Origin of the sequence: Arenicella xantha (assembly GCF_003315245.1) — a bacterium.
Lineage (GTDB): Bacteria > Pseudomonadota > Gammaproteobacteria > Arenicellales > Arenicellaceae > Arenicella > Arenicella xantha.
The window spans coordinates 1-13858 of record NZ_QNRT01000004.1 but is presented as its reverse complement, the minus strand read 5'-3'; the positions used below and the strand labels follow the sequence as shown (position 1 = coordinate 13858).

The following is a 13858-nucleotide window of genomic DNA, read 5'->3' as shown; positions in this document are numbered from 1 at the left end:
ACCATACAGGCTTGGATTATGCTGCGACTGCGGCTGCAGCAACCTGAGCCTGTGACTCCTGCAGATGAGTCGGCTTTAGCAAAGACCCCATTTTGCGTCGCCCAAGTTCACTGGAAAATGCATCGTTCTGCCAAGCAACCTGACCGTTAATTAGCACTAATGGTACAACTTGATCAGATCGATTCACCAGTTGTGGATGCTGAAACTCATCACGGTAAATTCGTTGCACATGGGCCTCGCCGTCATACATAGCTAACTGCTTAGGATCCACCAAAATCAAATCGGCAATATCGCCCTGATAAATAGTCCCGCGGGCCACGCCAAATACATCCGCCGCATCTTTGGTTAGACGTTTTACCATATAGTTTGCATCCGCTTCACCACCTTCTGCGGCCAGTTTGAGGCTGCGCAGGTTAACATCATAAAACGCCATATTCGTTAAATGAGCACCGCTGTCATTAAAGCCCGGAAGCAATGCTGGGTCCATCAAGAGCTTTCGAACCGTGCGTATATCGCGATTAGCCGTGACGGTATACCACGACAACTCAGTGTCAAAGGTACGCAGAATTTGCAGCATAAAATCGGCTTCGTCACTCACCCAGAAGAAATCCCTAGAGATGATTAATTGCTCAGCTTCAGTGACGTCAGTCGCCGTGCCACGATTAGCATTGAGTACGCGCTCAAACAGAGCCTGAAAAGTCTTGCCCTCCCATTCCTTCAAAGGACACAGGTCAACAGTCATGCCTGCCATATCTCGATCAAACGCGTAGTCTTCAACTCGTAGCAAACGCTTTATTCGAGCCAATCCAAAGCCGGTTTTTCCTTTCATCCACATGGCCCGAAAAAGCTTTATGTAATCGGGATCAGTCAATATTTTTTGACGAGCTGCACGGTCTTCCAGATCAGTTTCGTTTAACGCTCTTAGTTCAGGAATTTCCTCGGCAATTGGCGTCACAGCTCCGTCCGACCATATTTTAAATCGCGCACCTAACGCCTGCATGTAAAAATCGCCACGAAAGAATTTTGAGTTAATTATTCCGTTCAGAATCCGAGTTAGCTTAATTAGATTGCGATTAGCCGCCACATCAAGGGCGGCAACTACCGTAGTTCGCAGTGGTTTTCCGTGCAAGCGGCCAGACGACAGCAAGAAAGTTTTGAATACCTCGAGCGGGCGATCCTTTGGTGGTGTAGCTTGCCAAATACCGTCCTCTTCGCGAACAACTTGTGTCAGCTGCTTAATTTCATCGTATTTAGCAAACTGAGTCGGTATAGTTTTATGGCAGTTCGGCTGATTCGCTAAATAGTGAAACGGGAGCGCGTCGGTCGAAAAGCCTACGTAGCCGGCCCGCAGTCCAGCACGCAAACTAGTACGCATTTGTTCAACTTCGTCCGACGTTGGGTCGCGCGTTACGCTGGCTTCAAATCCCATCGCTTCAATTCTCAACATTGAATGCGGAATCATGGTCACCACATTCGGCCCAAGATTAAGCGCATCAAGATGCTCTAAGTACCCTTCTGGCGTAGACCAATCGATCTTGTCAGCACAAGCACGCAGAACTGACTTTGGCATATTTTCGACCCTAGCATAACAATCTACAATTGGGTCGATAGCACCTTCTCGCTGATTGCCATATGCGAGTCCTAAGCTGCAATTAGAAATCACCACCGTGGTGGTTCCATGCCGAGTTGATTCGGGCAATCCGGGCGCAACTTCTAACTCCAAATCATAATGCGTATGAATATCGAACAAGCCAGGCATGGCCCACAACCCGGTTGCATCGATAACACGGCCCGCCTCAGCCGATGGCAATTTATGCCCCCGCTTTACAATCTTTCCATCGAGAATAGCGATGTCTTCGGTAACCGGTGGCTCACCGTTATTGAATACGCGAGCATTTTGAATAAGCGTGTCGAATTTCATAAGATTTTATTGGGGGTAATGGGTTAAAAAATAACTAGACAGCATTTCAGCGCCAATCTGAATTACCTGTTGAGGATTATGCTGGTTAGGCTCAAATACATGGCGATGAACAAGCCCTTCTGCCATAGCAAACAAATTACTGGCGACGATCTCGGCATGAGGCGTGTTAAAGCTCTGAACAAACTGAAGCACGCGAGCACGCAGCACACCCTCACCGCGGCACATTATCTCGCTCAAATCAGCATCTACCACGCGACGTTGCTCCAACACTCGGTGCAGCTCAGGGCGTCGCGCATGGTACTGATACACAAAGTCTAAGGTTTCAGAAAATAACGAGACGATTCTATCTCGTGAGCCATCCGCAAGCTGCAGATCAAGTAACGGGATGCGAGCATGTAGTTCAGCAAATCCTTGCTCAGCAATTTCGCGTAAAATATCGTGTTTATTATCAAAGTATTGATAAAACGTTCCCACCGCAACACCGGCTCGAGCAGCAATAGACTTAGCCGTTGCAACTTCGAAACCACTCTCTGAAAACTCCTGTTCAGCGGCGTCAATGAGCGCTTGTCGCTTGCGCAATGCACGCTGCTGAGTTGGTAACTGTTTCATACTAAATTATTACGCACTTAAGATTTTAGAACTAAAGACAACAGTTTTATATAAACTGAACTTGACGTCAAGTTCAGTTTATATAAAACTCGTCGCATAATCACTCGCCTTTGGTCTCTCTATGTCTACAAGTCCTCACACCTTTCACAGCGAAGCTGTTGCAAACTGGTTTAACCGCGGCCGTTACCGAACACTCGCAGGCAAAACAATTTTTACTATTGATGAGGGCGACGCTCGGCTCCCGGTGATTGTTCTTATTCATGGATTTCCCACCTCGTCATTCGACTGGCTACCAATGTGGGACACATTCGTCAAACAGTATCGACTCGTGAGTTTAGACATGCACGGCTTTGGTTTCTCCGACAAGCCTGATAGCCGCACCTACTCCATACATCAGCAAGCGGATTTATTTGAAGAATTGATTGGCCAATTGCGGATAGAAAATTACCATGTCCTAGCCCACGATTACGGCGTATCGGTAGCTCAGGAATTGTTAGCTCGCCAACTAGATGGCTCAGGTATCGGCAGCTGGCAGTCTCTGTGCTTATTAAACGGTGGACTATTCCCAGAGACGCACCGAGCGCTAATTATTCAAAAATTGATGCTTAGCCGGTTAGGAAAATACATCAATAAGTTCACCGGCTTTGAACAGTTTAAACAATCATTTTCGAGTGTATTTGGGCCACAAACCAAGCCAAGTGATCGCGAACTACAAGAATTCTGGGAGCTTATTAATTTCAATCACGGTCGACATGTATTCCACAATTTAATCACTTACATCTTAGATCGACGTGAACATCGAGAGCGTTGGGTCACCGCGCTACAAAACGCACAGATACCGATATCGCTGATTAATGGTTCAATTGATCCGGTATCAGGGTCACATTTGGTTGACCGGTATAAGGAACTAGGCTGTCGTTTGGATCACCTTAAAGCGCTTGATACAATTGGGCATTATCCACACGTCGAAGCCGCCGACGCCGTGACCACGGCCTATTTAGAATTCTTATCCAACAATGGGGCATCATAAGAAATACTAACGCTGCCACAATTGGAGCCGCCACCGTCAGCACTTAGACTTCCGGCTTCGAGGGTACCGGTTCCACCGGCCCCACCACCACCAATGGCACTATTGAGTTCCGAACCAGCGCCGCCGCCATAGATACCGCCACCGCCGCCGCCACTTCCGACGGTGGAATTGGCAGGTCCATCACCACCTCTTGTTCCGAGCCCTTGCTTCACCCGGCCAGGCGACAAACCGCGCCCGTTAGTGCCAAATGACCCACCAGCACCTCCGCGGCCAATCAAACCACCGTTTCCAACCCCGCTGCCGCCACCACCACCGCCAGCGACCACTAATACTTCATTGCCACGAATGCGCACAACGCCACTGGCACCGCCACCGCCACCGCCACCGCCGGCCGTCCCTGAAGCAGCTGCTCCGCCCTCAAACCCTGAAGCGGAACAGCCACCAGAACCACCTTCCGGCAGACCGCCATCCATGCCGCGAATACCGACGAAAACATCCAGTGACTCACCCGGACTAACGCTGACATTCGATACAGCGGTGCCTCCTTCACCACCGTTGTTCAAGAGGACCCCAAACCCATTTCCCGATCCTCCTGAAGCACCCACTGCGAATATCCTTAACTCGCTGACCCCTTTTGGTACGACAAAAATTGCCGACGTATCAAAATGTTTGCTGACTCGATGATCGGAAGTAACCCCAATTTCTTGCTGAGCAGGCATCGATAGCGACCCGCTATTGATGCTTGGTCTAGCAATCGTTGTTTGATTATTCTTCACGTCATGAATTCGATATTGGTTTGATTGAGATCAGTGTATGGTGCCAACGACAAACTGTCTGTAGCACAATTGGACTAGTGGAAATTTTCATAAGCTCTATAATCGAATCTTCGAGACCTCCAAGTCTCCTGACCCTATTGTGACGCGGGAGAGCGCATGAAAGATTCCCACATACTAATTGTTGACGACCACGCTCTGTTTCGTACCGGCATGCAAATGATACTGACACAGGTTGGAGAGGCTCGAGGAATTTCCGAAGCCAGCTCCATTCGCGATGCTTTTGACTTTTGCGAATCCAGCGTTGACCTCATCCTGCTCGACATCCACTTACCGGGCCTAAACGGGATCGACGGTATTAAACCGCTTAGAGAAAAGTTCTCGGGAGTCCCGATCATCATTCTCTCGGCAAGCTCTGAGCACTCGGCGATCAATGATGCCCGCCACCTTGGTGCAGCGGGCTTTCTGAACAAGGCTGCGCTGGCTGAAGAAATGGTATCGTCTATTTCGCATGTGCTAAACGGTGGCACCTGTTTTCCAGAAGATACTGACGCAAGCCACTACGTATCGCCGGCCGGCATCGGGAAGTCTTTGACGCCACGCCAAGTTGAGGTACTGATCTACCTATGCGAGGGCAAACCGAATAAACTTATTGCCCGAGAGCTAGAGATGTCTGAAAACACCGTGCGAGTCCACGTCTCTGCCATCTTAGCCGCATTAGGCGCCTCGAACCGCTCCGAAGCCATCTTGATAGCTCAACGCGAGGGCCTCACGACTTAATGATCGCGTTAATGGATTGGCTGATCAGCATAGCCGGTAACTAATGAAATTTTTCTCGTCGACAATCCGCGACACGGTACTGCGCGAACAGCTAAAGCAGTTACATCGCAATCTATTACCAGAAATCTTAGCCTTTACCTTAGTCGTAGTGCTGGCTGCAGGGCTGGTGTATCGTTGGTCAGGCGATACCCGAGTGGTGCTTTGGGCAAGTATTATTGTGCTACTCAACTGCTTCGGCATTGCACGCGCCTTTATTTACCGCAACGACGCATTAACTAAACCGGGCTTGATCGGCGTATGGGAAACCATTATGGCCATTGTCAATGGCACCTTGTTTGCCTTATTACCCTTAATGGTCGTACCGGATGCCACGCCCGAAATCACCATGTGGATTGTCTTCGCCTGCACCGGATTGGCCGCTGGAAGTATTGCTACCCAGTCCAGCTGGCTACCAGTTTTTCTTGGCTTTAACATCACCCAAATGTGTGCACTGGCGTATGCACTCTACCACCGCGATGAACCGGTGTACCAAGGCCTCGCCGTCGGCGTGATGTTGCTGCTAGTGACCTTAAGCCTGTTTGCCCTGAACTTGCAAAGCACGATTCGCCAAGCGATCATTTTAAGGTTCGAGAACGACGGTCTAATCCACAAGTTGCGATCGGCGCTTACCCAAACCGATGAAGCCAATCGCGCCAAGTCAGTCTTTCTCGCTTCCGCTAGCCATGACCTTCGTCAGCCTCTACATGCCCTCGGCCTTTTGACTGAAACCATTGGCGGGACGTCTTTGAACAGTCAGCAAAGTGAAATTCAACAACATATGATGTCCGCCATTGATTCGACTAGAACCATGTTGGACTCGCTACTGAATATCTCCAAATTAGACGCCGGCGCGATATCCTCGGAGCCTAAGCCCTTTCTCGTGCAATCGTTGTTCTCTAAGCTCGAAGCTGAGCTCGCACCAACCGCCGACGAACATGACTTAATCTACCGAACTCGAGAAACCATTGCGGCAGCACATTCAGACCCATTTATTGTCGAACTCATATTACGCAACCTTATTGCCAACGCTATTCGATACACCACTAAAGGTGGCCTACTTGTAGCCTGCCGCACCCGCCCGCGAGACGCGTTGCTTATTGAAGTGTGGGATACCGGCATTGGGATCGCACCGGACAAACTTAACGATATTTTTCGAGAATTCAACCAGCTAGACAACCCCGAGCGTGATGCTCATAAGGGCTTTGGATTAGGGCTCGCGATTGCACAAGGTCTAGCAAAAACGATCGATAGCGAGATCCAGGTGAGTTCAGTACTCGGACGTGGAACCGTGTTTCGGTTCGCCCTGCCATACTCGACTGCGGAAATAATTGAAGATTTGCCGCGCCATAACCGCGCCGTTGATTTTAGTGGAGCCAAGGTCTTAGTCATTGATGACGACGCACGCATCAGAGCATCGATGCGCGCATTGATTCAAACTTGGGGCTGCACATGCCTCGACGCTGAGTCTGCAATTGAGGCGATTGAGCTAGTCGGCGAGCAACCTATTGATTTGTTACTGGTTGACTATCGCCTACGTGAAGGTCGCACTGGACGCGAAGCCATTCACGATTTGCGCCTGCATTTAGGTCACCATGTACCCGCAATCATTATTACTGGTGACACCGGAACTGAGCGAATTATCGAGGCTCAGTCAGCTGATGCATTGCTCTTACACAAACCGGCCTCGGCAACTCAGTTACAACGAATGATGCAAACATTGTTGAAAACCCAGACACCGAGGCACTAGCAAGCAAACTTTATTGGCTATTAAGTGTTTATTCAATCGCGTCAGTCGGCTGCTCAAGCTTATCAGCCTCCACTTTAAGCGACTGCACCGAGTCATCAAGCAATGGTTGCTCAACATCACTCGCTGATTTTTGAGGTAAGGCGGCCAACTCGTTCAACATTAGCTTTTTGATCACCGGCACCGGCGCATTACCATAACTCAAAAATTTATTATGGAAATCGCGCAAATTAAACGCCTCACCCATCTTCGCTTTTAGCTCTTCACGAAACGCGTAAATCTCTGAATATCCTGTGAAATAGCTAGTTAACTGCACTTGCGAAACCGTCGCTCTACGCCACTTCCCCTCAGCTTCGGTACGCTCTTGAAATGCTTCATTCATCAACATGTCGAGTGCTGCTTCGCGCTCCATGCCAAGCACCTGAACACTGTAATCAAGAATAGTATTGACCACCACGCGCAGATTCCATTTGCTGTACATCAACCACATCTCTGGCTCGTTGTTAGCATAGCCGGCTTCCAGCATCATTCTCTCTGAATAGACCGCCCAACCTTCAACCATTGCACCATTTCCAAAAACCGATTTGATTTTGCTCGGTGATTTATTTGCATGCATCAACTGAGTGTAATGTCCCGGAATCGCCTCATGGATATTCAAGATCTGCAATATCCAATGATTGTACTCACGCAAATAACTTTCAGCTTGCTCCTCGGTATAATCGTCAAGCGGCGATACGTTGTAGTAAGTATTCGCAGTAGCATCATACGGCCCTGGGGCGTTAACTGAAGCTCCGGCAAAACCACGTTGGTATTCTGGTGTCAGTCTAACCACGAGTGGACGAGTTGGGTCGGAGTCCAACAATTCATGCTCGTCGACGAACGCTTGAAGAATTGGAATTTGACGACGAATTTCATCAACAAATTGATCACGCTCGACGTGCCGCTTTGCCAAGAGATCAATGAGCTGCTTAACCGCGACCAATCGATTCTCCGGTATTGCTTCCTCGGCAAAATATTTAGGCCACAATTCCTCGGTAATCGCGATCATATTATTATGCAAGTCGGTCTTACTGGCGACGGCGAGCTGGTAGAGTTCTTGGGCAGTATAACTAGACGCTATATCGTGCTTAAACTTCTTTTCGTACAACTCAGCGCCGATCCGAAAACTTCTCACTTCACCAGTTTCAGCGAGTTCGGCCTGTTTCGCATCTAACCATTCCGCGTAGTTCGATACAGCACTAACTGCTGCAGCTAAATTCGTATCAAATGCCGCTGACTCTTCGGGGCTTAACTCTACGGCTGATGCCTTTTCAGGTATTAGCTTGGTAAACATGCCAAGTGCGCCCTTGGTCTGCTGAATTGCCAAGCCCAAATGTGGTTCGGTCGGAACCTTTAAGTTAGCAATCGCCGCCGAATAGTACGCTGGAACATTCTCTAGACGCTTCGAGATGGTCAAGATACGCTCTTTCAACGGCTTATAATCGGTATTCAAAATAACACCGAACGCACCAGCTGGATTATATTGAGCGGGATTCCATTCAAAGCTTCTGAAAGAGTCGATATACCACAAGCTTGATCTTAACTGGCCTTCAATAATAGCTAAATCGGTCGCGTTGGATGCTGTTAAGCGGTTCGCATTGAACGCCTTGAGAGCACGAAGCTCATTCACATAAAAAGCTCTGCGGCGGCCTCGTAGCTCACCGTCAGGTACCATAAGAACATCGTCATATTTATAAAAACCAACATAGACTCCATAGCTAGGATTTAGCGCCCAAGTTCTTTCAAGAAAATTTTCTTTGAACTGGTTAAATGCCGCATTTTGGTCGAGAGAAGGTTCGACGGCGGAGGTAACTTCCGTGGTTTCGCTAACCACATTTGGTTCAGCCTCAGGCGACGCAGTTAACAGCAGTTCCGCTTCACTCGTATCCGGCCTCGGAGATTCAGAACACGCCGCTAATAAGACCAATATAATAAAGGGCGTAACAAGTTGGATTTTCAATTGTGTTCTCCAGTCGAGGGCAGTATTACTCCGACTATAAACAATAACGGATCACTGCTCCACATCTGCATCATTCTGAAACCAAAATAGTTAGAATCTAAATGCTAATTTCCTATTTGTCGCAAAATTTGACGTGACGAGTTGCGCCGAACTGACGAATCAATACAATGTGTCCACTAGAAAATAACATCGTTATAATTGAACGGCGATCACCAAAGGGATAACTCCAAAATGTCGACCATCTACCCACACCTGCTTGAACCACTCGATCTCGGATTTACCACATTAAAGAACCGTGCGCTTATGGGTTCCATGCATACCGGCCTCGAAGATAAGGCAAAAGATTTCCCCAAACTGGCGGCTTATTTCGCAGAACGCGCCCGTGGTGGTGTAGGCCTAATGGTAACCGGCGGATTCGCGCCGAATGTTGAAGGATGGCTGTCACCGTTTGGTAGCAAATTAAGCAAACGCTCTGAAGTTAAAAGACATTTGCAAGTAACCCAAGCAGTACATGACGAAGGCGGCAAAATATGCCTGCAAATTTTGCATGCCGGCCGCTACGGTTACAGCCCTTTATGTGTGTCAGCCTCCAATATTAAGTCACCAATATCGCCATTTAGGCCAAGAGCACTCAGTACCAAAGGCGTATATCGCACGATAAAAGATTACGCAAACTCGGCAAGCTTGGCTCAATCCGCTGGTTACGATGGCGTTGAAATAATGGGTTCCGAGGGCTATTTTATTAATCAATTTTTGGTGACCCATACCAATAATCGAACCGACGAATGGGGCGGTAGTTATGAAAACAGAATGCGACTGCCGGTGGAAATCATTAAGGCGGTAAGAGCTAAAGTTGGCTCTAACTTCATCATTATCTATCGCTTATCGATGTTGGACCTAATCGAGCAAGGGAGCACATGGGAAGAAGTAGTAATGCTAGGTAAGGCAATCGAAGCAGCTGGCGCCACCATCATTAATACCGGTGTTGGCTGGCACGAAGCACGTGTGCCAACCATTGCGACCAGCGTACCACGTGGCGCATTTGCATGGATTAGCGGAAGGATGAAAGACCATGTTTCAATTCCAGTGGTAGCAACTAACCGGATTAATGAGCCTAAAGTTGCAAACGATATCATTGCGCGTGGCGACGCGGACATGATATCAATGGCGAGGCCGTTCTTAGCCGACGCAGAATTTATCAACAAAGCTGAAGCGGGCAGTCCTGAGTCAATAAACACCTGCATCGGCTGTAATCAAGCCTGTCTTGATCATACATTTTCAGGCAAGCGCTCTACTTGCTTAGTAAATCCTCGCGCGTGTTATGAAACAGAGCTCAATTACACTCAAGCGACTGCTCCTAAACGAGTAGCGGTCATTGGTGCTGGGCCTGCCGGATTATCGGCAGCTACCGTATTGGCAGATCGAGGTCATCAGGTTGACCTGTTCGACAAATCAAATGAAATTGGCGGGCAATTTAATATTGCCAAGAAGATTCCGGGTAAGGAGGAATTTTTCGAAACACTTAGATACTTCGAACACAAAATTCAAGAAACAGGCGTAAATCTACACCTTAACGAGCACGCTTCGGCGGAGGGTCTAATCGACGCGAAATATGATGAAGTGATACTTGCCGCCGGTATCACTCCGCGCGCACTTAAGATACCGGGTGCCGATCGTGCTAACGTACTGTCGTACATTGATGTGGTCGCGGGCGAAAAACCTGTGGGCAAACGCGTTGCTATTATCGGTGCCGGCGGAATCGGCTTTGATGTCGCCGAGTTTTTGTCTCATCAAGGCGCATCGCCGAGTCTCAATATCGAATCATTCAATAGAGAATGGGGGGTAGATAAGTCATACGCCTCAAGAGGGGCATGTGTCTATGCACAACCCACACCATCACCACGGGAAATTACTATGCTGCAGCGGACAGCCGGCAAAATGGGTAAGGGCTTAGGCAAAACAACAGGATGGATACATCGAGCGGCGTTGAAGATGAAAGACGTCAAGATGATTACCGGAGTGCAATACCATAAAATTGACGACAACGGTCTGCATTTCACGATTCAGGACGGAGAGCCTCAATTAATTGAATGCGATACAGTCGTGGTCTGCGCCGGCCAAGAATCCAACATCGATCTTTTGCAAGCATTAGAGGCAGCTGATGTAACAACCCACTTGATCGGTGGTTCTAAACTAGCCGGCGAACTCGATGCTAAACGTGCGATTAGAGAAGGATTTGAGCTTGGCGCGTCGATCTAAGTTGAGAATGGTCTAATTATCTACCCCACCAGCATAAAGACCGTTGCAATATAGACCAGAGATAGATGGTTTACGGGCCGTCGCCGTATTATCGGTGGTGGCCTACCATGTGAGCGCGCAGCTAATTCCTGGGGGGTTTATCGGCGTAGATATTTTTTTCGTCCTGTCTGGCTTTCTTATCACTAGCATAATTCTAAGCGAGAAAAAATCTACTGGCGCCTTTTCGTTTAAGCATTTTTATACCCGTAGAATTAAACGAATCTTACCACCGCTGTGGCCAGTTATTTTATGTTGTGCGGTCGCTGCAGTGTTGCTTTTTAATACCGAAAATTTTAAATCATTTTCATGGTCGGCAATCAGTGCCACGGTATTCTCGGCAAATCACTATTTTGCATCGACCACCAGCTACTTTCACAATCCCGGTGACAGCAGCATATTATTGCATCTATGGAGCCTATCGGTAGAAGAACAATTCTATTTAGTCTGGCCACTGTTGTTATTAGCCGGTATCAAAATAGAATGCAATGACCGCCTAAAGCTATTAATTTTAATTGGCAGCACTCTTCTGTCCTTCATCGGTGCTCACCTCATGGCAAGCACAGGAAGGTTTGAAACCGCAGCGTTTTACTCTCTTCCTCCTAGGGCTGGCGAATTAATGATAGGAGGCACCCTTGCATTCTACCAACAGTCAGCGTTAAAACAGCGGCAATTACCGTCCCTTGGATGGTTGGGCCTACTGTTTGTACTCGCACCATTTGTTCTCTATTCGCATTCCACAACCTTTCCCGGGCTCACGGCTTTAATCCCATGTTTCGGTGTTGTGCTGGTACTGTCTCAATTTTCTAAGTCGTCATTTGTCTACCACACAATTCTTGGAAACACTTACGCACAATATATCGGGAAGATTTCGTATTCCCTGTATTTATGGCACTGGCCATTGTTAGCTCTTCCGAGATACCTCTACGGCGACCTAAGCATTTCAGCCCTGATCAGTCTAGTAAGCGTCGCATTTTTACTATCCCACTTGAGTTGGCGCTACCTTGAACTACCAATACGCCAGAGTAGCCTCTCAATGCGTGGGGCGATACTATATTTATTCGCCCTCCCGACTGTAGCCTTACTACTAATTCTTACTTGCAGAAACCTTGTACCAAACTCAGGTATCAGTCACGACACCACTTCATACAGCGAACGTTATACGCCATTTTGCTACAAACATGGTATTTCGGCAGAATGCAAATTTGGCGACTTGAATGTCCAGTCAACAGCCCTTCTTTTCGGCGATTCGCACGCAGGACACTTTACACCATTTTGGGATAGCCTCGGGACACGCTTGGGAATTGCTATTGACGCATTTTCCGCACAAACCTGCTACCCAATGATAGATCAAGACAGAACTCGACCATCAGTCGACCCGAGCATCAAGGATAAGGTGAACTGCCCGCCCCATTTAGAATTAATTGAAAATATAATTGATAACTACGACATAATAATTCTAGCGGCAAGTTGGAGTATTTATACCGACGGACCTCGAGCTCCTCGGACTTTCAACTTTTTTCAACAGCTAGAACGACAATTAACCTATCTTAATTCACATGGCAAAAAGGTTGTGATCATGGCGCAAGTACCCTGGTTTATTGATCGGCAAATCGAAACTTACCAAAATAGGCAAGGTATACCGATAGAGAAACTGAGAAATTTGCTCAACCCAACCAAACCAGGAATACCAAATTTCAAAGCTCGAACCGAGGTTCAGCTTGTCAACGAAAGACTCTTACAGATATCTTCGCGCTTCCCAGATACCATAGTTATGACATCCTCAAACACCAATCCAGCAAGCGCTTTTCTTGATGAGCAACTAATTTACGCAAACTCAGATCACTTAAGCCCGCCAGGATCGATCGCACTGGCAAATCAAATATCTGATATTGAGCTTGCCGCTATCAGAGTCTTTTTATCTACGGTTTCAAATAACTAATCGTTTCCTATTCCTATTCCTATTCCTATTAGTAAATTTAAATTCTAGTTTAGTACTTAGAAACGACTACTTAATAGATAACCGTCAACAAATCTCCATGTTTTAGATAGCGATTAGCGCTCTCTACGTCAGCTCAAAAATCATTTGGAAAACATTGGGCTGTGCTTTCGCATGTATGCAAGCTTAACTTTGTTGCGGTATGTGATGACAAACCAAATTATAGGGAATACGTAACCTTTCGGTACTTAACGGCTTGAGATGGACGATTCAAGCTTTCTATTTAGTAATGCAATCGACCTTCTCCCATGTAATCCAAGGCGAATTCAGTAACCCTTCCAACAAAAAGAATCACGATTGATAGACGGTATCGATTATAGCCCAGCACATTAACCGTGAGACCTGCTAATCGAAGCACCACCATAGACGTAGAACATGATGCTTCATTTAATCCGCATCAATGATCCAAGTATCCTTTCACAAATTCCAGCAGCAGTAATTCAGTTATATAAGCGAAAAAGTAGAAGATTCTTCAATACTTGATATAGCACCTATAACTTTAGATCCAAGAATTCGACAAATAAGACCGAAGCCTACTAAGCGTCAGCAATAGGGATGCGATAAAAACAATCATGCAATAAAAAAGCCCCAGCAGTTTCCTGCTGGGGCTTCTAATATAAATCTGGCGATGTCCTACTCTCACACGGGGAATCCCGCACTACCATCGGC

The 13858-nt window shown here is 47.5% G+C and carries 9 protein-coding genes; 5 read left to right on the top strand and 4 right to left on the bottom strand.

The annotated features are described in order from the left end of the window. Positions 1-16: 16 nt before the first annotated feature. Entirely contained in the window at positions 17-1921 is a 1905-nt protein-coding gene (locus DFR28_RS13750; protein WP_113954956.1) for an N-acyl-D-amino-acid deacylase family protein, read from the bottom strand. Positions 1922-1927: 6 nt separating this feature from the next. Further along, on the bottom strand, positions 1928-2530 hold the full coding sequence (locus tag DFR28_RS13745) for a TetR/AcrR family transcriptional regulator (RefSeq protein WP_113954955.1): 603 nt from the start codon (positions 2528-2530) through the stop codon (positions 1928-1930). 121 nt (positions 2531-2651) lie between these two features. Here DFR28_RS13745 and DFR28_RS13740 point away from each other — a divergent pair, with 121 nt between their 5' ends. Continuing rightward, complete coding sequence (locus DFR28_RS13740; protein ID WP_113954954.1) at positions 2652-3560, top strand: alpha/beta fold hydrolase; 909 nt, start codon at positions 2652-2654, stop codon at positions 3558-3560. Here DFR28_RS13740 and DFR28_RS13735 read toward each other — a convergent pair. Continuing rightward, on the bottom strand, positions 3524-4336 hold the full coding sequence (locus tag DFR28_RS13735; protein WP_113954953.1) for a hypothetical protein: 813 nt from the start codon (positions 4334-4336) through the stop codon (positions 3524-3526). The two genes, DFR28_RS13740 and DFR28_RS13735, sit on opposite strands and share 37 nt — an antisense overlap. A gap of 156 nt (positions 4337-4492) precedes the next feature. Between DFR28_RS13735 and DFR28_RS13730 the strand changes: the two genes are divergently transcribed. Beyond that, positions 4493-5113 (top strand): response regulator transcription factor, encoded by a 621-nt coding sequence (locus DFR28_RS13730; protein WP_113954952.1) that lies wholly within the window; start codon positions 4493-4495, stop codon positions 5111-5113. A gap of 43 nt (positions 5114-5156) precedes the next feature. Further along, complete coding sequence (locus tag DFR28_RS13725; protein ID WP_113954951.1) at positions 5157-6899, top strand: ATP-binding response regulator; 1743 nt, start codon at positions 5157-5159, stop codon at positions 6897-6899. Positions 6900-6927: 28 nt separating this feature from the next. Here the strand turns inward: DFR28_RS13725 and DFR28_RS13720 are convergent, their stop codons facing one another. Then, positions 6928-8895 (bottom strand): DUF885 domain-containing protein, encoded by a 1968-nt coding sequence (locus DFR28_RS13720; RefSeq protein WP_113954950.1) that lies wholly within the window; start codon positions 8893-8895, stop codon positions 6928-6930. 231 nt (positions 8896-9126) lie between these two features. On the opposite strand from DFR28_RS13720, the gene DFR28_RS13715 reads away from it, so the two are divergent. Both DFR28_RS13715 and DFR28_RS13710 read left to right on the top strand, forming a co-directional pair. Then, positions 9127-11154, top strand: a complete 2028-nt coding sequence (locus DFR28_RS13715; RefSeq protein WP_113954949.1) for an NADPH-dependent 2,4-dienoyl-CoA reductase — start codon at positions 9127-9129, stop codon at positions 11152-11154. A gap of 43 nt (positions 11155-11197) precedes the next feature. Then, positions 11198-13132 carry an acyltransferase family protein gene (locus DFR28_RS13710; RefSeq protein WP_113954948.1) on the top strand — a complete coding sequence of 645 codons (1935 nt, stop codon included), beginning with the start codon at positions 11198-11200 and terminating at the stop codon, positions 13130-13132. Positions 13133-13858: the final 726 nt, after the last annotated feature.

What these genes read in the sequence shown, in the direction of transcription:
- DFR28_RS13750 (WP_113954956.1), bottom strand. Translation starts at nt 1,921, where the DNA reads ATGAAATTCGACACGCTTATTCAAAATGCTCGCGTATTCAATAACGGT.
- DFR28_RS13745 (WP_113954955.1), bottom strand. Translation starts at nt 2,530, where the DNA reads ATGAAACAGTTACCAACTCAGCAGCGTGCATTGCGCAAGCGACAAGCG.
- DFR28_RS13740 (WP_113954954.1), top strand. Translation starts at nt 2,652, where the DNA reads ATGTCTACAAGTCCTCACACCTTTCACAGCGAAGCTGTTGCAAACTGG.
- DFR28_RS13730 (WP_113954952.1), top strand. Translation starts at nt 4,493, where the DNA reads ATGAAAGATTCCCACATACTAATTGTTGACGACCACGCTCTGTTTCGT.
- DFR28_RS13725 (WP_113954951.1), top strand. Translation starts at nt 5,157, where the DNA reads ATGAAATTTTTCTCGTCGACAATCCGCGACACGGTACTGCGCGAACAG.
- DFR28_RS13715 (WP_113954949.1), top strand. Translation starts at nt 9,127, where the DNA reads ATGTCGACCATCTACCCACACCTGCTTGAACCACTCGATCTCGGATTT.